Annotated in this window: 14 protein-coding genes; 7 read left to right on the top strand and 7 right to left on the bottom strand. The window is 72.7% G+C overall.

Annotated features, from left to right (window positions below):
- Positions 1-5 precede the first annotated feature (5 nt).
- On the top strand, positions 6-1,013 hold the full coding sequence (locus ABD481_RS04800; RefSeq protein ID WP_344664276.1) for a winged helix-turn-helix domain-containing protein: 1,008 nt from the start codon (positions 6-8) through the stop codon (positions 1,011-1,013).
- Positions 1,014-1,310: 297 nt separating this feature from the next.
- Here ABD481_RS04800 and ABD481_RS04795 read toward each other — a convergent pair whose 3' ends face one another.
- The 5 genes from ABD481_RS04795 to rhaI form a co-directional block, all read right to left on the bottom strand.
- The gene (locus tag ABD481_RS04795; RefSeq protein ID WP_344664275.1) at positions 1,311-1,763 is read right to left on the bottom strand and encodes a hypothetical protein; all 453 of its coding nucleotides are present in this window, start codon (positions 1,761-1,763) and stop codon (positions 1,311-1,313) included.
- A complete protein-coding gene (locus ABD481_RS04790; protein WP_344664274.1) occupies positions 1,756-4,086 on the bottom strand; it encodes a tetratricopeptide repeat protein in 2,331 nt (776 codons plus the stop codon). Before ABD481_RS04790 ends, ABD481_RS04795 begins: the two co-directional genes overlap by 8 nt.
- 172 nt (positions 4,087-4,258) lie before the next feature.
- Positions 4,259-5,719 carry a rhamnulokinase gene (locus ABD481_RS04785; RefSeq protein WP_344664390.1) on the bottom strand — a complete coding sequence of 487 codons (1,461 nt, stop codon included), beginning with the start codon at positions 5,717-5,719 and terminating at the stop codon, positions 4,259-4,261.
- Between the two features lie 89 nt (positions 5,720-5,808).
- Positions 5,809-7,848 carry a bifunctional aldolase/short-chain dehydrogenase gene (locus ABD481_RS04780; RefSeq protein WP_344664273.1) on the bottom strand — a complete coding sequence of 680 codons (2,040 nt, stop codon included), beginning with the start codon at positions 7,846-7,848 and terminating at the stop codon, positions 5,809-5,811.
- Positions 7,849-7,850: 2 nt separating this feature from the next.
- Positions 7,851-9,017: an L-rhamnose isomerase gene (rhaI, locus tag ABD481_RS04775; protein WP_344664272.1), complete on the bottom strand. Its 1,167-nt coding sequence runs from the start codon at positions 9,015-9,017 to the stop codon at positions 7,851-7,853.
- Positions 9,018-9,237: 220 nt separating this feature from the next.
- On the opposite strand from rhaI, the gene ABD481_RS04770 reads away from it, so the two are divergent.
- Positions 9,238-10,263, top strand: a complete 1,026-nt coding sequence (locus ABD481_RS04770) for a LacI family DNA-binding transcriptional regulator (protein WP_344664271.1) — start codon at positions 9,238-9,240, stop codon at positions 10,261-10,263.
- Positions 10,264-10,319: 56 nt separating this feature from the next.
- Here ABD481_RS04770 and ABD481_RS04765 read toward each other — a convergent pair whose 3' ends face one another.
- Positions 10,320-11,165 carry a hypothetical protein gene (locus ABD481_RS04765; protein WP_344664270.1) on the bottom strand — a complete coding sequence of 282 codons (846 nt, stop codon included), beginning with the start codon at positions 11,163-11,165 and terminating at the stop codon, positions 10,320-10,322.
- 83 nt (positions 11,166-11,248) lie between these two features.
- On the opposite strand from ABD481_RS04765, the gene ABD481_RS04760 reads away from it, so the two are divergent.
- The 3 genes from ABD481_RS04760 to ABD481_RS04750 are packed head-to-tail and all read left to right on the top strand — an operon-like array spanning position 11,249 to position 14,202.
- Entirely contained in the window at positions 11,249-12,811 is a 1,563-nt protein-coding gene (locus ABD481_RS04760) for a hypothetical protein (RefSeq protein WP_344664269.1), read from the top strand.
- A gap of 22 nt (positions 12,812-12,833) precedes the next feature.
- Positions 12,834-13,208: a BlaI/MecI/CopY family transcriptional regulator gene (locus ABD481_RS04755; RefSeq protein ID WP_344664268.1), complete on the top strand. Its 375-nt coding sequence runs from the start codon at positions 12,834-12,836 to the stop codon at positions 13,206-13,208.
- Positions 13,209-13,212: 4 nt separating this feature from the next.
- Positions 13,213-14,202 carry a M56 family metallopeptidase gene (locus ABD481_RS04750; protein WP_344664267.1) on the top strand — a complete coding sequence of 330 codons (990 nt, stop codon included), beginning with the start codon at positions 13,213-13,215 and terminating at the stop codon, positions 14,200-14,202.
- 26 nt (positions 14,203-14,228) lie between these two features.
- Here the strand turns inward: ABD481_RS04750 and ABD481_RS04745 are convergent, their stop codons facing one another.
- Entirely contained in the window at positions 14,229-15,728 is a 1,500-nt protein-coding gene (locus tag ABD481_RS04745) for a PucR family transcriptional regulator (RefSeq protein ID WP_344664266.1), read from the bottom strand.
- A gap of 99 nt (positions 15,729-15,827) precedes the next feature.
- On the opposite strand from ABD481_RS04745, the gene ABD481_RS04740 reads away from it, so the two are divergent.
- The gene (locus tag ABD481_RS04740; protein ID WP_344664265.1) at positions 15,828-16,733 is read left to right on the top strand and encodes an SGNH/GDSL hydrolase family protein; all 906 of its coding nucleotides are present in this window, start codon (positions 15,828-15,830) and stop codon (positions 16,731-16,733) included.
- Positions 16,734-16,746: 13 nt separating this feature from the next.
- Positions 16,747-18,891, top strand: coding sequence for a hypothetical protein (locus ABD481_RS04735; RefSeq protein ID WP_344664264.1), 2,145 nt, complete (start codon positions 16,747-16,749; stop codon positions 18,889-18,891).
- The last annotated feature ends 36 nt before the right edge of the window (positions 18,892-18,927 follow it).

Raw genomic sequence — 18,927 nt, 5'->3', positions numbered from 1 at the left:
AAACGATGGGGTTCTGGCAGATCGACACCGACACGCTGGCCAGCGGCCGGTTCGTCGTATCGCCGCTGGCGGAGACGCTGGCCTGCCTCCAGACCCTCTACCGGGGCACCGCCGCGCACCCGGCCGAGCTGGCCTGGCTCCAGGCCCATCGCCCCGCGTACCAGGCCATGGTCGCCGCCGATCCGCTTACCGGACCGCTGCTCGACGCGGCGCTGGGCCTGCGGACGCACTGGACCGCGGACCTGCTCACGACGGTACCGCTCGGGGAGGCCCCGACGTTCGAGCAGGAGATCGCCCGGACCCGCCGGACCTCTCCGGAGCAGGCGCGCGCGGACCTGGTCGTGTCCTCCGGCGCGCCGCTGCCCGACGCGTTCCTGCACACCGACCTCGCCGGGCGGCTCGCCGAGGTGCAGGAATGGGTGTGGACCGAGACCGTGCTGCCGACCTGGGAGCGCCGCCGCCGGGTCATCGAGGCCGACGCGCTGGCCCGCACCGCGCAGCTGGGCCGCGACGGCTGGGCGGCGGCGCTGAACGCCTTGCGGCCGGGGATGCGCTGGCTCGGCGACGGACGCCTGCAGATCAACGTCCACGACTTCCCGCCGCGCCAGACCGCCGGCGCGCGCCTGTGCTTCGTGCCCGTCACCCCGGCGCGCGGCTGGGTCGCCTGGGACGACACGCCGAGCTTCGCGATCATCTACCCCTGCTCGGGCGTGCTGGCCGACATCGACGTCTCGGCGCTGCCCGGACCGCTGGCCCGGCTGCTGGGACCGAACCGCGCGCTGATCCTGCTGCTGCTCGACGCGCCGAAAAGCACCACCCAGCTGGTCGCGCTGACGAACCAACGGCTCGGCTCGGTCGGGCGCCACCTCCGCATCCTGTTCGACGCCGGCCTGGTGCGCCGCCGCCGGTCGGGCAAGTCGGTGCTCTACTACCGAACGGCGGCCGCGGACGTGCTGGTGGACAGCGCGTCGACGCCGCGGGGTGGTGAGGGGGGCGATGAGGAGCGGCGATGAGGAGCGGTACTAAGGAACGGTGCTGAGGCGAGCGCCGAGTCGAAAAGCAACGCACAGCACGACCCGCGCTGGGTTCCGACATGCTCAGTCGTGTTGCGATCGGCCGCGAGAGGTTCGGCGCCAGGCCCCTTGCGACACGCCGCCAACCTGCCAAGTCGCCGAGTCGCTTGGCGCTGAGCAGCGCGGCATTGCGGCTGAGAGCGGTTCGGCGCCAAGCCCCTTGCTACACCCCGCCAAGTCGCTTGGCCCTGACCTGCGCGGCATTGCGGCCGTGAGCCGCTCGGCGCCAAGCCCCTGCTACACCCCGCCAAGTCGCTTGGCCCTGACCTGCGCAGCATTGCGAACCCGCCGGGTACGACCGTGCGCGGCCAAGACGGCGAGCGCCTCCAGCGAGGTGGTCGTCTCAGCGGCTGCTCGTTGCAGCCAGTCGCCGGCGGTGGCGAGGTCGGCGGTGTCGACCGGTCGGCCGGCGTCCATCGCCTTGAGTCGGGTCCAGTCCCGGATGCGGCGCAACAGTGGGTCGTGGTGTCCGGCAAGTGCGGTCACCGGCGCCGACCAGGCCTCGAACTGGGCTTCGTCGAGCCCTCCGGCGCAGCGGTCGATGTGGGTCAGCACCGCTGAGACGGCCATGACCTGGTCGGGGTCGGCGAGGACGGTCCGGATCAGGTCCAGCTCGGTGCTCTCGGAAGCCTGGCTCAGGTCTCGCAGGTATCGCTCGTGGCGGGCGTGTTCGGGTGGCGTGTCAGTCATCAGCCTGCTTCGTCCCTGCCTCAGGGCTGATCAGGGCGAGTCTTCGGCGGGCCTTCTCCGCTCGCGCGGTGTCGACCTCGTCGAGGACGGCGGCAGCCTCCTGCCACATCTGTCGGGCCTCGTCGAGGCGGCCCAGGTGCTCCAGGGCGACGGCGCGCTGCTCCAGGCTGTTCACCATCTCGTAGCGGTCGCCGGTTTCCTGGGCCAGGGCTGTGAGGCGGGCGAACCAGGTCAGGGTCGCTTCGTAGTCGCCGCGGTGCAGGAGGACCTCGCCGAGGTTGCCGGTGATGATGCACTTCGCTCGGCGGTCGTCGAGTGCTTCGGCTTCGTCGAGGGCGAGGCGGCCCTCGGCCCAGGCCTCGTCGAAGCGGCCGAGCCTGGTCAGGATGTCGCCGAGGTTGAGGTGGGCGATCATCACGCTGCGCCGGTCGGAGATCGGTTCGCTGAGGCCGATGACCTGGCGCCACAAGGACGCCGCGACCTCGCTCCGGCCGTGGGCGTGGTGCATGGCGGCCTGTTCCCCCAGCACCATGATGCGACCGCCGACGTCGTCGAGCTCGTCGTACAGGCGGGCCGCCTCGATCAGCGCGGCCTTGGCGTCGTCGTAGCGCCCCAGGCGGCGGCCCGGGGTGGAGATGCCCAGCAGCATGAGGGCGCGTGACTTCTTGTCCTCGCTGTTCCGCAACGCGTCGGCGGCCCGGCGGTGGAAGGAGAAGTTGTCCTCGGGGCGGTATCGCAGGTGCATGAAGTCGCGCAGCGCGACCGGCAGCTGCCAGCAGGCGTCGAACAGGCCCGCCGCCACGACCGCCTGGTGGATCGCGCGCAGGTTCACGGTCTCCGCGTCGTACCAGGCGATCGCGGCGTCGCGGGCGTCGAACTCCAGGGGGTGCAGGCCCGGGACGTCGGCGATCTCCGGGAGGAGGAAGGTGTTGAGTTCCTTCGCCGCGTTGACCGCCGTTTGCAGGTACCACGCCACCAGGCGCCCGAACGCCTCGCCCCGGTCCGGCAGCAGGTCGGCGGCGACCTCGGCGGCGTAGTCGCGGACCAGGTCGTGGACGTCGTACCGCCGGGGCGAGGTCTCCCGGACCAGGTGCTCGTCCTGGAGCCGCTCCAGTTCCTCCTCGGCCTGCTCGACCGTGCTCCCGACCAGGGCGGCGATCGCGGCGGCGGTGTAGTCGCGTCCGGGGTGCACCCCGATCGCGCCGAGCGCGTCCTGGGCGCCCTCGGGCAGCGCCTGGAACGACAGGTCGAACACCGGGCGCAGCGCGGGCCCGCGGCCTCGTACGCCGATCAGCGGCTCTGCCTCCAGCCGCCGCACCATGTCGGCCAGCGGCCGCTCGGGGTGGGAGCGCAGCCGGGCGGCGAGCAGCGCCACCGCCAGGGGCAGGCAGCCGACGGCGTCGACGACGGCGCGCGCCGCCGGGGCCTCAGCCTGGACCCGTTGTGCGCCGATGACCCGGGACAGCAGCGCCAGCGCCTCCTGCGGCGTGAACACGTCGAGCCGGTGCGGCCGCGCGCCGTCCAGCCCGGCCAGGCTGCGGCGGCTGGTGATCAGCACCAGGCAGCGGTCGGAGCCGGGCAGCAGGGGCCGGACCTGGTCCTCGTCGGCGGCGTTGTCGAGCAGGACCAGCGCGCGGCGGCCGTGCATCCGGTCGCGGAACATGGCGGCGCGTTCCTCCAGCGTGGCCGGGATCTGCGCGGCGGGGACGCCGAGTTCGCGCAGGAAGATGTCCAGGACCGTCGCGGGGTCGGCGGGTTCGTAGTCGGCGTCGAAGCCGCGGAGGTTGGTGAAGAGTTGCAGGTCGGTGTAGTGGCCGGAGCGGACCAGCCGGTGCGCGGCGTGCACGGCGAGCTGGGTCTTGCCGACGCCGGCCATGCCCTCGATGGCGGTGACGATCAGCGGTCCGGTGCCCTGCTCGGCGGCTTCGAGCAGCAGCGCCAGGTCCCGGTCGCGGCCGGTGAAGGTGGCCAGGTCGCCGGGCAGGCGGCGCAGCACCCCGGCCCGGCCGCCGGTCTTGGCGTCGCGGTGGATCCGCAGGCAGGCGGCGCGCCAGCGGTCGGCTTCGGCCCGGTCGGCGCCGAGGGCGCGGACGACGGCGACGACGAGGTCGGCGTCCAGGCGCCGCCGCCGGGTCTGGAACGCTTCGCGCAGCGTGGTGTGGGAGATGACGCGGGGCGGCCGCATCAGGGGCCCGACGGCCTTGGCCAGGGCGCGGAACGGGGGCGACCCGGCCTCGACGCGCCGCTGTCCCAGCAGGTCGATGAATTCCACGAGGTCGGCGGCCCGTGCCGGATCCACGCCGCCTTGTTCGCCTTCGGCCATCGCCGCCGCACCCCCGTGCATGGTCGTCGCCGAGCCGGCTGCCCCCGGTCGGCCCGGGTCTGATTCTATTTCCCCAGCGGCCGCTGTGCGGGGAGGGGTATCAGGGTTCGAAGGAACGCTGCCGGGTCGGCCGCGCCGGCCTTTGCATGGCTCGGCCACGCGCCGCTCCGCGTCAGGTCAGCCCCACTCGCCGCGCCGCTCGGTCCCACGTCCCGATGTCCCCGCTCGGCTCGTGGCGGCGCAGCGGCTGCGTCCGGGCGACCAGGCCGCGCATCGCGGCGAGGTCCGCGACCAGGCCGTGGGCGCGGCCCTGCATCAGCACGTTGCCGAGGGCGGTGGCCTCGGCGGGACCGGCGATCACCGGCAGTCCGAGGGCGTCGGCGGTCCACTGGCACAGCAGGGCGTTGTTGCTGCCGCCGCCGACCAGGTGGACGGTGGTGAGGGTGCGGCCGGTGCGGGCGGCGGCCTGGCGAAGGGTGTGGCGGTGGGCCAGGGCCAGGCTCTCCAGGATGCAGCGGACGACGGCGCCGGGGGTCGCTGGCGCGGGCTGGCCGGTGTCGTCGCAGAACCGGCGGATGCGGCCGGGGATGTCGCCGGGTGGCAGGAACCGGGGGTCGTTCGGGTCGATGAGGCTGGTGAAGGGGTCGGCCGCGGCAGCCTGGGCGAGCAGGGCGTCCAGGTCTGCCGGCAGGCCGCGCGCCTGCCAGTGGCGGCGGGTCTCGTCGAGCAGCCACAGGCCCATCACGTTGCGCAGGTAACGGACGGTGCCGTCGACGCCGAGCTCGTTGGTGAAGCCGGCCAGGCGCGAGTCCTCGGCGAGCGCCGGCGCCGGGAGTTCGACACCTGCGAGGGACCAGGTGCCGCAGGAGATGTAGGCGAACTCGGGGTCGGTGGCGGGGACCGCGGCGACGGCCGAGGCGGTGTCATGGGAGGCGACGATGGCGAGCCGGGTGTTCGGGCCCAGGCCGGTGTCGGCGGCGACCTCGGGGAGCAGCGGTCCGGCGAGGGTGCCGGGGGCGCGCAGGGGCGGCAGCAGCGCCGGGTCGAGGCCGATGGCCTTCGCGAGCCGGGGCGACCAGGTCCGGGTGGTGGCGTCGAACAGGCCGGTGGTGGAGGCGTTGGTCGCCTCGGCGCCGAGGGTGCCGGTGAGCCAGTATGCGATGAGGTCGGGGATCAGCAGGAGGGTGCGCGCGGCGGTCAGTTGCGCAGAGCCCTGGGCTGCTGCCAGCTGGAAGACGGTGTTGAACGGCAGATGCTGCAAGCCAGTGGTCCGGTAGAGCGCTTCCACGCCGCCGACCTGGTGCCAGACGCGTTCGATGACCTCGGGTGCGGTGCGGGGGTCGCGGTAGTGGTGCGGGTTGCCGAGCAGGGCGCCGTCGGCGTCGAGCAGGCCGTAGTCGACGGCCCAGCTGTCGATGCCGACCGAGTCGATGGCTGAGGAGTGGACGGCTGAGGTGTCAATGACTGAAGAGTCGGCGCGGTGTTCTGCTGCGGCCCGGCGCAGCCCGTCGAGAACACCTTGATACAGCGCGAGGACGTCCCAGTGCAGCGCCGTGCCGACCTGGACCGGCCGGTTGGGGAACCGGTGCGCCTCGGTCAGCTCCAAGGTGTCGGGCCCGACCCGGCCGACCATGACGCGACCGCTGGCCGCGCCCAGATCGACCGCGGCGACGGTGCGTGTCGCGCTCGCCTCATCCACTTCGCTTACCTCATCCACTCCGCTCACCGCAGGAACGCGGCGGCCACGCCGGCGTCCACCGGCACCAGCAGCCCGGTGGTGTGGGTGAGGTCGCCGCCGACGAGGGCGAACACGGCGTTGGCGACGTGTTCGGGCAGGACTTCGCGCTTGAGGATGGTGCGCTGCGCGTAGAACTCGCCGAGCTTCTCCTCCGGCACCCCGTACACCGCCGCCCGCTGCGCGCCCCACCCGCTGGCGAAGATGCCGGAGCCGCGCACGACCCCGTCCGGGTTGACGCCGTTGACCCGGATGCCGTGCTCCCCCAGCTCGGCGGCCAGCAGCCGCACCTGGTGGGCCTGGTCGGCCTTGGCCGCGGAGTAGGCGATGTTGTTGGGTCCGGCGAAGACAGCGTTCTTCGACACGATGTAGACGACGTCGCCGCCGAGCCCCTGGTCGGCCAGCACGCGGGCCGCCTCGCGGGCGACCAGGAACGAGCCGCGGGCCATGATGCCGTGCTGCCGGTCCCAGTCGTCGGCGGTGGTCTCCAGCAGGGGCTTGGAGATGGAGATGCCCGCGTTGTTGACGACCAGGTCCACGCCCCCGAACGCCAGCACGGCGGCCGCGAAGGCGTCGGCGATCTGCTGCTCGGAGGTGACGTCGACGGTGACGGCGAGCGCCCGGTCGGGCCCGCCGAGCTCCTTGGCGACCGTGTCGGCGCTCGCGGCGTCGCGGTCGGCGACCACGACACAGGCGCCCTCGGCGGCAAGACGGTGGGCGATCGCCTTGCCGATTCCGGAGCCCGCGCCGGTCACCAGTGCCACGCGGGTGGCCAGCGGCTTGGGCCGCGGCATCCGCTGAAGCTTGGCCTCTTCGAGGGCCCAGTACTCGATGCGGAACTTCTCCGATTCTTCGATCGGAGCGTAGGTGGAGACGGCTTCGGCGCCGCGCATGACGTTGATGGCGTTGAGGTAGAACTCGCCGGCGACGCGGGCGGTCTGCTTGTCCCGGCCGAAGCTGAACATGCCGACGCCGGGAATCAGGACGATGGCCGGGTCGGCGCCGCGCATCGGCGGGGAGTCGGCGGCCGCGTGGCGGTCGTAGTAGCCGCGGTAGTCGTCGCGGTAGGCGGAGTGCAGCTCGTGGAGCCGGGCCACGGTCTCGTCGAGCGGGGCGGTCGGGGGCCGGTCCAGGACCAGCGGCCGGACCTTGGTGCGCAGGAAGTGGTCCGGGCACGAGGTACCGAGCGCGGCGAGGCGCGGATGTTCGGCGCGCGCCAGGAAGTCCAGGACGGCGGCGTCGTCGGTGAAATGGCCGACCTGCGGGCTGTCGGCGCTGGCCAGGGCCCTGAGGTGGGGGGCGAGGGCGGCGGCGCGCGAGCGCCGGTCGGGGGCGGGCAGCGCCTCGAAGCCCGGGATCGGCGGGCCGAAGGGTTCGGGGCGGCCGTGTTCGTCGAGAAAAGCTTGGGCGGTGCCGATGATCCGCAGGGAGTTGGCTTCGCATTCTTCGGAGGTGGCGCCCCAGGCGGTGATGCCGTGGCCGCCGAGGATGCAGCCGATCGCTTGGGGGTGGGCGGCGTGGGCGGCGGCGATGTCCAGGCCGAGCTGGAATCCGGGGCGGCGCCAGGGGATCCACAGGACGGCGTCGCCGAAGCACTCGGCGGTCAGCTTCTCGCCGTCGGCGGCGCAGGCCAGGGCGAGGCCGGCGTCGGGGTGGAGGTGGTCGACGTGCGGGGCCGCGAGCAGGCCGTGCATAGCGGTGTCGATGGAGGGGGCGGCGGTGGCGGGGCCGTGGACGCAGTAGGCGAAGGCGGCGACCATCTCGTCCTCACGGTCGACGCCGGGATAGACGTCGGCGAGGACGCGCAGGCGGTCCAGGCGGAGGACGGCGAGGCCGGACTCGGTGAGGGTGCCGAGGTCACCGCCGGAGCCCTTGACCCAGAGCAGGTCGACGGGGGCGCCGGTGACGGGGTCCGGGCCGGTGGCCTTGGCGGAGGTGTTGCCGCCGGCATAGTTGGTGGTGCGGGGGTCGGCGCCCAGGCGGTGGGAGCGGTCGAGCAGCGCGGCCACGGCGGCGGAGGCGTTCATTGTCACGCTCCCCATCCCGCCTGCGTTCCGCCCACGCGCTCGGCGACGATCTTCTCGGCGTAGCCGCCGGCCTGATACGCGGCGACCGGATTCGGGTCCAGGCCCATCTCCTCGCGCAGTTCGGCGAGCAGCGGCCGGACGTCGGTGTTGTAGGCGTCCATCAGCACCGCGTTCGCGCCCAGGACATCTCCGGCGAGCTGCGCGGTGCGCAGCGCATCGGCGTCGACGAGCAGGGCTTTGGCCGTGGCCTCCTGCACGTTCAGCACCGAGCGGATCATCGCCGGGATCTTCGGCTCGATGTTGTGGCACTGGTCGAGCATGAAGGCGACCCCGGCGGCCGGGTCGAAGCCGCCGCCGGCGCGGACGGCGTGCAGGATCCGGAAGAGTTGGAAGGGGTCGGCGGCCCCGACCATGAGGTCGTCGTCGGCGTAGAAGCGGGAGTTGAAGTCGAAGGCGCCGAGGCGGCCCTCGCGCAGCAGGATCGCGACGATGAACTCGATGTTGGTGCCCGGCGCGTGGTGGCCGGTGTCGACGACCACCTTCGCCTTCGGGCCGAGCTTGAGGCAGTGCGCGTAGGCGGTGCCCCAGTCGGGGACGTCGGTGGTGTAGAAGGCGGGCTCGAACAGCTTGTACTCCAGCACCATCCGCTGGCCCTCGCCCAGGCGGTCGTAGACCCGCGCCAGCGCCTCGGCCAAGCGGTCCTGGCGGGCGGCGATGTCGTCCTGGCCGGGGTAGTTGGTGCCGTCGGCGAACCAGAGCTTGAGGCTGTCGGAGCCGGTGGCGTCCATGATGTCGACGCACTCCAGCAGATGGTCGACGGCCCGGCGGCGGACCGCCGCGTCGGGGTGCGCCACCGAGCCGAGGCGGTAGGCGTCGTCCTGGAAGGTGTTCGAGTTGATCATCCCGATCCGCACGCCGACGTCCGCGGCGTGCGCGGCCAGGGCCGCGTAGTCGTCGACCTTGTCCCAGGGGATGTGCAGCGAGACAGTGGGAGCCACGCCGGTGGCGGCGTGGACCTGTGCGGCGTCGGCCAGCTTCTCGAACGGGTCGCGCGGCACACCCTGCTGGGCGAACACTTTGAACCGGGTGCCGGAGTTGCCGAAGCCCCACGACGGGGTCTCGATCCGCTGGGCTTGCAGCGCCGCCTTGACGGCCGTCGTGCCGGACATGGATCAACCCTTTGTCGTCGGGGAGGAGCGGGCTGGATGAACCAGGGCTGGATGAATCGATTCAGCGTGCGTGACGCTAGTGGGAGCCCAAGCAGGCGTCAAGGTCGATGGCGATCGAGGACGCGAATTTGAAACAGTTCAGTCGTGGTCGCGTGGCGCGCGCCCGGAACCGGATATGTTTCTCCGATCAGGACCGGCGCGGGCGGGACCGAGGAGATCGATGATCGTCATCAAGGACGTGGCGCGGCGCGCCGGGGTGTCGGTGGGCACCGTCTCCAACGTCATCAACCGGCCCGACCAGGTCGCCGACCAGACCCGGCTGCGCGTCGAGGCGGCGATCGCCGAACTCGGATACGTGCGCAACGTCCACGCGCGGCACCTGCGGGTCGGGCACAGCCGCATCCTCGGGCTGCTGGTGCTGGACATGGGCAACCCGTTCTTCGTCGACGTGGCGCGCGGGGCGGAGCGCACGGCCCGCGAGGCCGGGCTCGGGGTGATGGTCTGCAACAGCAACCAGAGCGCGGCCGAGGAGGCCGAGTACCTGGCGCTGTTCGCCGAGCAGCGGGTGCGCGGCGTGCTGCTGACCCCGGCCGACGCCACCGGGCGCACGGTGGAGGCGTTCCGCCGGCACGAGATCCCGTTCGTGCTGGTGGACCGGGTCGGGACCGGGACGCGGGAGTGCTCGGTGTCGGTCGACGACGTGGCCGGCAGCACCCTGGCGGTGCGCCACCTCACGGCCGCGGGGCACCGCCGCGTCGTCTACGTCAGCGGCCCGGAGCACCTCCAGCAGATCCAGGACCGGCGCACCGGCGCCCTGGCCGCGCTCGCCGAGGCCGGCCTGGGCCCCGACGCGCTGATCGAGCTGCCGACCGAGACCCTCGACGTGGCCGCCGGCCGGGACGCGGCGGCGCGGCTGCTGGGCCTGCCGCGACGCCCGACCGCGGTGTTCTGCGCCAACGACCTGCTGGCCCTCGGCGTGCTCCAGACGCTGTTCGCCGCCGGCGTCGACGTGCCGCACGACATGGCGATCGTCGGGTACGACGACATCGAGTTCGCGTCCGCGGCGGCGGTGCCGCTGACCTCGGTCCGCCAGCCGGCGACGGCGATGGGGACGCTGGCGGGACGGCTGCTGCTGGACGAACTGGCGGCGGAGGAGGACGGAGAGGAGCACGAGCACCGGCAGGTGGTGCTGCAACCGGAGCTGGTGGTGCGGAGGTCGACGTTGGGGACGCGGGTGCCGGTGTAGGGCGCGGGCGCTGCTGCTGCCGCTGCCGCTGCCGCCGGGCAAGGCAATAGCCGGACCTACGGTTCGGGGGCCACCTCGGCGGTGATCGCGCGCAACCGCTGGTCCGAGATCTCCGGCGGACGGTAACCAAGGGCACGGACATGAGCGAGGAAGTCCTCGGGCAAACCGGCACCGTGGCGCTCGACCAGCGATGCCCAGGCGATCGACCACGCATAGAGGCCATCGGTCATCATCGAATCCGCATAGCGGTTCAGCGGATGGCGCGTGATCGGATCCACGCAGTAGCCGCCCGCGACGACGCAGGTAGCGCCACGGAGGTATTCGGCCAGGTCGGAACGTTCGGATTCGGCGATCACGTCGGGGATCACCTCTAGGAGTTGCGTGACGGGCTGGTCGATCCGATGCGGCGGAATCGGCGTGCAGCGCGCGGGCAGGGCCGTCTGGGAACCCGGCACGAGGTTGTCGACCACGGACGGGACGCCGAGATCGGCGAGGCATTGTTGAAGTGCGAGCATCTCGCCGCGGGTTCCGCTCAGACCTTGGCTGCGCAGCTCGTCGGACCGGCGCTTCGCGTCGGCGAGCGTGCCGCCGTAATAGCGGCGCATGGCGCGCATGATGGGAGTCGCGGACGGTGTTTCGGCGGGGACAGTCGCCGCCCACAGACCGGTCAGCTCCACAAACTTCGCGCGAAGGGAACGAAATACCCCACCACTGCCGCTGGTCAGCCATACGTGGCCGCAGCCGGAGCAGGTGGTCTCCAGAATCCAGTGATTCGCACCGCCGATCAGCGACTCGCCCACCGCGTACCGCTGCGGCTGATTGCAGAGAAAGCACTCGTCTTCCGGGCCGTCAAAGCGTAAGAAGAACACGACTAAGGATCCAATCAGGTGCGGGGACAGCACGGCAGCTGCTTTTCGCGAGCGCCTCCGGGCCCGCCCGCCTCCGGACCCGTCCAAGTGTCGCAGGGTTCGTATACGATATGGTTATGCGAATCGGGATTCGTCCGAAAAGCGCAGGACCGGCGCCATGGTTCCGCCGTCGGCGTTCGACCACTGCGACGCAGGTCACGGGGGCGGCAACGTTCTGCTTCGCCGCGGCCGCCGATCTGGAGAAGGCCGTGCGCTTCTGGGCGCCGGCGCCCCGGTGGGACGTCCTCGTGCCCGCCATGCTCGCGCTGGTATCGGCGCTGTCGTGGGTCGTGGCCACGCTGCGGGCACCCGAGATTCCCGCGGCGAGCCATGCCATGGACGCCAGTGTGCTGCGGGCCCGGCCGCCGCTGCCGACCCGGATACCGAGGTGGGCATCCCCGATGCGGAAGGTGCGCGGGATTGTCACGTGCTGCCTCGTGGCGGCGGCCATGGGCTTCGCGCTCGGAACGGCCGTCCAGCCGCACGGTGATCGGGCCCGGCGCGCCGCCGCGATCAGCAGGGCCGGCAGCGTCATCGAGGAGGGGAAGGTCCTCCAGGTGATCGGCCCGGACCACGAGGTCCACAGCGGCGGCGGCAAGGACAGCGACGGGTATGACAAGCTTGAGTCCACGACCTGCTATCAGCACCTCGTCGCCGCCGTCCCGGCCGGCGCGGGCCCCGTGAACCGGCCCATGACCGTGGCCGTCTCCGTCGCGGTGCCGGACGCGAAGACATCCGGCTTCTGCCTGCGGGTCGACGACTGGGTCGAGGTCCTTTACGCACCCGGTCGGCCCGACCTCGGCGGCTTGGTCGATCCCCGACTCACCGTCTACACCGGCGGCACCGACGTGGTGCTGGACTGGCTCATGGTCGGCTTCGCATTCGTCTTGCTGCTGCCGTACATGACCTCGGCCTTCCTGCACATCAGCCACAACAGAGAGATCCTGCGGGAGGACTTCGCGGCAGGGAAGGTCGTCGCGACGCGCGCCGTGCTGGTTCGTGCGGCGCGCAATACGTACACCTTGACGGACGACGACGACTCGGACCGCGAGCAGGTCCGGGAGCTCCCTCCGCGTCTGGTCTTCGCCACCGCCGACCAGGGCGAGATCGTCCTGATCGCCGGGTCCTACGGCGATCCCACCTTGGTTGTCGGAGAGCTCGCGGGGTGTGCCGGCTGGCTGTGCCGGACACCGCGCCAGCTTGTCACCAGAAGGTTCCGGCCGGGCGGGAGCACTCCCCTGGTGTTCATCGCCGACGACGACCGGGTCCTGTGGGGCATCTACCCCTACGGATACCGCGCCGACGACAACGAGCAGCCGTTTCCCGGCACCGAGCACGTCCACGACCCGCAGCGCGAGGTCCACAGGCTCCCCCGGCCTGCGCGGTTCCACCCGTTCCTGCATTTCCGAGCGGGAGCCGTTCTCGTGCTGGGCTACGCCGCGCTGTTGCCGAGCCTGCTGGGGAACCCCGGTACCGCCGTCGCCGCGACGCTGGGCACGATCGCGATCGCGGCGCCGCCGGTGGCGATGTTCCTGGCGTCCGACACCATCACCTCGGTCCGGCGAATACGCCGGACGATGCCGGAACTCTTCGCCGAGGAGCCGGACGCCGCTGAGGCTCCGGCCGTTCCCCGCGCATGACCGCCGTACTACGCTTACGCAGGTGGGAACCCGGGCGTTCGGCGATCTGGAAGCGGCGATCATGGACCGCATGTGGCGGCGTGGCTGCCCGCTTTTGGTGCGCGACGTCCTGGAGGACTTGAACAACGACCGGGCTCTGGCGTACACCACGGTGCTGACCGTCATGGACAAACTGCACCGCAAGGGGTGGCTGACCCGGCAGCCGCAGGGGCGCGCGTACCTCTACGAGGCTGTCGCCTCGCGGGAGTCGTACACCGCCGGTCTGATGCGGGACGCCTGGGCGACCAGCGACAACCACGCGGTGGCGTTCGTCCACTTCCTGGAACAACTCTCCGCCGAGGAGACCCGCGCCGTGCGGACCGCGCTGGAGATGCGGACGCCGGACGCGCAGCAGTGATCCCGTGATCGCGGCCCTGATCCTGAGCGGCTACGCGGCGCTCGTCGCGCTGGCCGCGCCGGTTCTGCTGCGCCGGTATTGGCCGGCCGACCGGCTGCCGCGGCTGACGCTGGCGCTGCTGCCGGTGCTGACCTGCTCGTTCCTGGTCGCGGCCGTCACCTCGGGCCTGGCGGTCGCGGTCACGCTGCTCAGCGGCCTGTCCGAGCTCGACCCGGCGCTCGACGCCTGCGTGGACCAGCTGCCGCTGGCCGACACCCCCACCGGCGCGCTGCTGGGCCGGCTGGCGCTCGCGGTCTCCGCCGGGCTGGTGCTGCGCACGCTGTACTGCCTGGTGACGACGTTCGCCACGGCCCGGCGGCGGCAGGCCGGGCACGCCCGCATGCTGCGGATGCTCGCGGTGCGGGACGAGCGGCTCGGCGTGCTGGTCCTGGACCACCCGGCCCCGGCCTGCTACTGCCTGCCCGGCGGCGACATCGTGATCACCTCCGGCGCGCTGAGCCGGCTGGACGGCCCGCAGCTGGAGGCGGTGCTCCAGCACGAGCGGGCCCACCTGTCGGGCCGCCACCACCTGATCATCGCGCTGGCCACCGCCGTGCGCCGCACCGTGCCGCGGGTCCGGCTGCTGTCCTACGCCGAGGCGGAGACCCGCCGCCTGGTCGAGCTGATCGCGGACGACGCCGCGGTGGCCCGCACCGGCGCGCGGACCGTGGTCGCGGCCCTCGCGGCGATCGGCACCGGGCACGCCGAGCCGCCGGAGGCGACGCTGGGCATCGGGTCCTCGCCGCTGCTGACGCGGGTACAGCGACTGCTGGGGCTGGACCGCGCCCTGTCGCGCCGGGGCCGGATCGCGAGCCGCGCCGCGGTCGGGGTCCTGGCGCTGCTGCCGGTGCTGCTGCTGACGATCTCGGCGCGCTCGCTCCTGCGGGAGTGCCCGCCGGATCCGGACGACGCCGGGCGGCCGGGGGCGGCGGTGGTGCGGGTGGTGACGCGGTAGGCGGGGCTGCCGGCTCCGAGCCGGCGCTACGGCCGGTCGGGCAGGACCTGGCGGGCGACGAGCGAGGCGTGCAGGTCGCCCAGGTCCTCGGCCCGGTGGGCGGACAGGCCGGTCAGCTCGCTGACGCGACGCAGGCGGTAGTCGATGGTGTTGGGGTGGACGTGCAGCGCCGCGGCGGTGGCTCGGCGATCGCGGCCGAGGGCGAGGTACGTCTCCAGCGTCGCGAGCAGCTCCGGCTTCGACGCCAGCGGCTCCAGCCGGGCGGCGAGCGCCGACAGCGCGGGCGAGGGGCGGCTGAGCTGGTAGTCGAGCAGCACGTCAGCCAGACGGTACAGACCCGGTGGGCGGCCGGTAGCGAGGACCAGGTCGACGATCTCGCCGGTGCGCGTCGCGGCGGCCGGGACGTCGGCGGACTCGGCGACCGCGACGGCGGCGGTGACCTGCACACCGGCGGCCAGGGCGGCATCGGCGACCAGGACTTGGAGCCGGGCATGGTCGGGGTCGGCGCAATCGTCGAGCGGGATCAGCGCGGTGCCGCGGTCGGAGTGAAACGCGGTGAGGCACGGCTGGTCGGCGAAGGTGTCCAGCACCTCGCGCACGCGCCGGGCGGCACGGCGGGCCGCGACGCCGCTGGAGGAGATGCCGCTGAACGAGATGCCGCTCGCCGAACCGCTGCCCGCCGGGACAGCGCCGACCGGAAGTCCGCTCGCCATGACATTGTTCGCCGAGGCACTGCTCGCCGAGGTGGCGCTCGCCGAGATACCGCCGGCCGAAGCCCTTCCGGCCGAGAGCCCGCTCGCCGAAACAGTTTTGGCGGTGCCGCCGGCGCCTGCCGGATCCTCCTCGCCGACTCCCTCCAACGCCAGCGTTAACACCGCGTATCGCGGTGCCACCGCCACCGTTCCGTCCGGCTCGGTGCCGGAGAGCAGGGCGGCCATCAGCGCGTGGCGTCCGTTGTGCTCCTCGCTGTCGATGACCCGGCGTGCGGCCAGGTAGCTCTCGGTCACCGCGCACAGGATCCGGCGTTGCAGGCCGAGCAGGAGGTCGAGGACTTCGCGCAGGGCGGCGTGGTCGGCGGGTCCGACGCCGGTGGACACCTGGGACCAGACCATCGCGATGCCGAGCTGGTAGGCGGCGAGGATCGCGTCCAGGGGCACGCCCTCCTCGGCGCGTTGCTGGGCCGACTGGCGTTGTTCGGCGAGGTCGGCGTCGGCGGGGATGCGGCGGGCTTCGACGGTGTCGGCGAACATCCGGACCGAGTGCTGCACGATCGCGGCGATGTCGCCGGTCATCTCCTCGCCGGGGAGGGCCGCGTAGACCGGCAGCTCCTCCAGCAGGCGGGCCAGGACCCGGCGGGAGAGGTCCGGGGCCAGGGCGCGCAGGTCGGCGGCGACCGGGCGGCCCGCGAGGTGCAGGGGGATGGTGTGGTCGGGCACCGAGTCGGGCACCGAGTCGCACACCGGGTCGGGCATCGGGCCGACCCCCGCGGCGACCTCGCTGTCGGCCGCGGTGTTGTGACGCGTCACAGATTCCCTCGCCGAAGTCTGGGTCACGGTCCAGTTAATCAGTGTGCGTCGAGTCTGCATGATGACAGGCGGCAGCGTCCACAGCCACCGCGCGTCACCATGAGGAGTCCGGACTTGAAAGCCTCACGCACCGTCAAGACCGCAGCCGGGTTGTGCGCCCTGCTCGGCGCCGTCTCCGCGACCACCGCTCTGTCCGCCGGCGCCGCCGCGGCCTCGGCGACGCCGCAGGTCTACGTCGCGCTCGGCGACTCGATGGCCTCGGGTCCGCTGATCCCGGATCCGACCGGCCAGCTGGCCTGCGCCCGGTCCACGCACAACTACGCCCACGACCTGGCCGCCACTCTCGGCATTCCCACGCTGCGCGACGTCACGTGCAGCGGCGCCAGCACCACCCACATGACGAACCCGCAGTCGCTGTCGATCGGCGGGGTCGCGGCCGGGACCGCGCCGCCGCAGTTCGACGCGCTCAGCGCGGACACGACGCTGGTGACGCTGACCATCGGCGGCAACGACGTCGGGCTGGTCGGCGTCGGCCAGGACTGCATGCAGCTGAACCCGTTCGCGGCGCCGTGCAAGGGCAAGTACGTCGTCAACGGCGTCGACTCGGTCGCGGCGCGCACCAACGCCTTCGCGCCGAAGCTGGCCGCCGTGCTGGACGGCATCCACCAGCGCTCGCCGCAGGCCCGCGTGCTGGTCACCGGCTACGGCCTCTACATCAAGAACGGCGGCTGCTGGCCCACGCAGCCGGTGCTCGGCTCGGACGCCACCTGGCTGCAGAGCGAGGTCGACTATCTGAACTCGACGATCGCCGGCACGGCCGCCGGCCACGGCGCGACGTATGTCGACGTGCGCACCCCCAGCGCCGGCCACGACTCGTGCCAGTCCGAGTCGAACCGGTGGGTCGAGGGCTACGTGCCGCTGACCACGGCCGCGCCGCTGCACCCGAACCAGGCCGGCGAGGCGGCGTACGCGCGGATCGTCGGCGCCGTGGTCACCGGCGGCTGACGCCTCGCGACCGATGGCTTTCCGGCCTGTGATCCGCTCGGCGGCGGGCTTCGTGCTCGCCGCCGGGCTCGCGTTCGGCGTCGTCGCCGTCCCCACCGCGGACGCCGCCGGCGCCGCCCCCGCCCCGGCCCCGGCCCCGGCGCTGAACCCGGCCCTGGCCCCGGCCCTGACCCTGGCCCCGACCCCGGCCCACACCGGCTGCGACCCCCTCGCCGGGACCGCCTGCCTGCTCCCCTTCCCCGACGACTGGTACACCCGCCCCGACCGCACCGCGCCGACCGGCCGCCGCGTCGACTTCTCCCCCGCCGACCTGCCGGTCTCGGCGGTGGCCGGCGCGACCGACCCGACCGCCTGGAACCGCCTCGACGGCTTCTCCCCCGGCTCGGCCCTGGTGCTGACGGTCCCCGGCCTGGACCCGGCGGCCAGCGGCCTGGCCCCGGTCACCGACATCGGCCGCTCGCTGGCCCGCGACGCGCCGGTCGTGGTCCTGGACGCCGACACCGGTCAGCGCTGGCCCTACTGGGCCGAGCTCGACGCGAACGACCCCCAGCATCGGGCGTTGCTCGTCCACCCGGCACGCGACTTCACCCCGGGCCACCACTACGTGGTCGGTGTTAGGAACCTGCGCGACACCGCCGGAGCCGCGATCGCCGCACCCGCGCCGTTCGCCCGGATCCTCGGCCGCGAGCTCCCGCACAACGACCCGCTGTGGCAGCGGCAGCAGGAGATCAAGCCGGTACTGCGAGCCCTGGCCCGCGACGGCGTCCGCACGTCGCGCGCCTCGGGGCTCTACCTCGCCTGGAGCTTCACCGTCGCCAGCACCACCAGCCTGACCGGTGATCTGACCGCCATCCGCGACAGCGCGTTCGCCCAGCTCCACGGCGCCGCGCCGGCCTTCACGGTCACGGCCGTCACCGACCAGACCCCGGCGCAGGACCCGAACATCGCGCGCGTGGTCGACGGCGTCGTCGAGGTCCCCAGCTATTTGTCCCAGCCCGGCGGTCCCACCGGCTCGGTGTTCCACCGCGCGCCCGACGGCCGTCCCGCACAGCTGCCCGGCAACGTCCAGACCGCGCGGTTCCGCTGCGAGATTCCCCGCGCGGCGTTCACAACGCCGTCGCAGGCCTCACTCTACGGCCACGGGCTGCTCGGCAGCCGCAACGAGGTCGGCTCCGGCAATGTGCGCGCGATGGCCGGGGAGCACGACTTCACGTTCTGCGCGACCGACTGGATCGGCATGGCCGCCGAGGACCAGAACACCGTCGTGACCGCGCTGGAGAGCCTCAGCACGTTCTCGGCGACGACCGAACGCGTGCAGCAGGGCGTCCTGGACGCGCTGTTCCTCGGCCGCGACCTCGTCCACCCGGCCGGGTTCGCCTCCGACCCGGCGTTCCGCACCGCCGACGGCCGGCCGCTGCTGGATCCGCGCGCCGGGGTCGTCTACGACGGCAACAGCCAGGGCGGGATCCTCGGCGGGGTGCTGGTCGCGGAATCGCAGGACGTCAAGCGGGGCGTGCTGGGCGTCACGGCGATGAACTACAGCGTCCTGTTGAACCGCTCGGTCGACTTCACCGCGTTGCAGCCGGCGCTGGACGCCGGGTATCCGGACAAGCTCGAACAGCAGATCGTGTTCCAGGTCATGCAGATGCTGTGGGACCACGCCGAGACCGACGGCTATGCCGAGCACCTGGCCGACCACCACCAGGTGCTGATGGACGTCGCGTTCGGCGACCACCAGGTGGCGAACGTCGCCGCCGACGTGGAGGCGCGGACCATCGGAGCCCGGCTGCACGTGCCAGCCGTCGCGGCGGGCCGCTCGCCGGACGTCGTGCCGTACTGGGGCATCGCTCCGCTGCGCGACGCGGCCGGACCGGGTCCGGATCAGAATCAGAATCAGGATCAGGATCTCGATCGCCGGCCAGGTCCCGACCACCGTCCGGGCTCCTATCAGGGAGCGACGATGGTCGTCTGGGACAGCGGCACCCCGCCCGCGCCGCTGACGAACACCGCACCGCTGGGTCCGCAATACGGACACGATCCACATTCCGACCCGCGCAATTCACCTGTGGTCCGCACGCAGAAGGCTGTGTTTCTGACTACGGGTGTGACGATCGATGTCTGCGGCGGCGCCCCGTGCACCGAGCCGCCCGCGGGATAGCAGCGAACCAAGCCCCCTGACTCCCTCCCCCACCGG

Origin of the sequence: Catenulispora yoronensis (genome assembly GCF_039531695.1) — a bacterium.
Taxonomy (GTDB): Bacteria; Actinomycetota; Actinomycetes; order Streptomycetales; family Catenulisporaceae; genus Catenulispora; species Catenulispora yoronensis.
Note: the sequence above shows the minus strand (reverse complement) of the source record. Positions and strands in the feature narration are given on the sequence as shown.

Bases quoted from the DNA above. Each gene is read 5' to 3' on its own strand.
- ABD481_RS04800 (WP_344664276.1), top strand. From the start codon at position 6: ATGGGGTTCTGGCAGATCGACACCGACACGCTGGCCAGCGGCCGGTTC.
- ABD481_RS04795 (WP_344664275.1), bottom strand. From the start codon at position 1,763: ATGACTGACACGCCACCCGAACACGCCCGCCACGAGCGATACCTGCGA.
- ABD481_RS04790 (WP_344664274.1), bottom strand. From the start codon at position 4,086: ATGGCCGAAGGCGAACAAGGCGGCGTGGATCCGGCACGGGCCGCCGAC.
- ABD481_RS04785 (WP_344664390.1), bottom strand. From the start codon at position 5,719: ATGGTCGGCCGGGTCGGGCCCGACACCTTGGAGCTGACCGAGGCGCAC.
- ABD481_RS04780 (WP_344664273.1), bottom strand. From the start codon at position 7,848: ATGAACGCCTCCGCCGCCGTGGCCGCGCTGCTCGACCGCTCCCACCGC.
- rhaI (WP_344664272.1), bottom strand. From the start codon at position 9,017: ATGTCCGGCACGACGGCCGTCAAGGCGGCGCTGCAAGCCCAGCGGATC.
- ABD481_RS04770 (WP_344664271.1), top strand. From the start codon at position 9,238: ATGATCGTCATCAAGGACGTGGCGCGGCGCGCCGGGGTGTCGGTGGGC.
- ABD481_RS04760 (WP_344664269.1), top strand. From the start codon at position 11,249: ATGCGAATCGGGATTCGTCCGAAAAGCGCAGGACCGGCGCCATGGTTC.
- ABD481_RS04740 (WP_344664265.1), top strand. From the start codon at position 15,828: ATGAGGAGTCCGGACTTGAAAGCCTCACGCACCGTCAAGACCGCAGCC.
- ABD481_RS04735 (WP_344664264.1), top strand. From the start codon at position 16,747: ATGGCTTTCCGGCCTGTGATCCGCTCGGCGGCGGGCTTCGTGCTCGCC.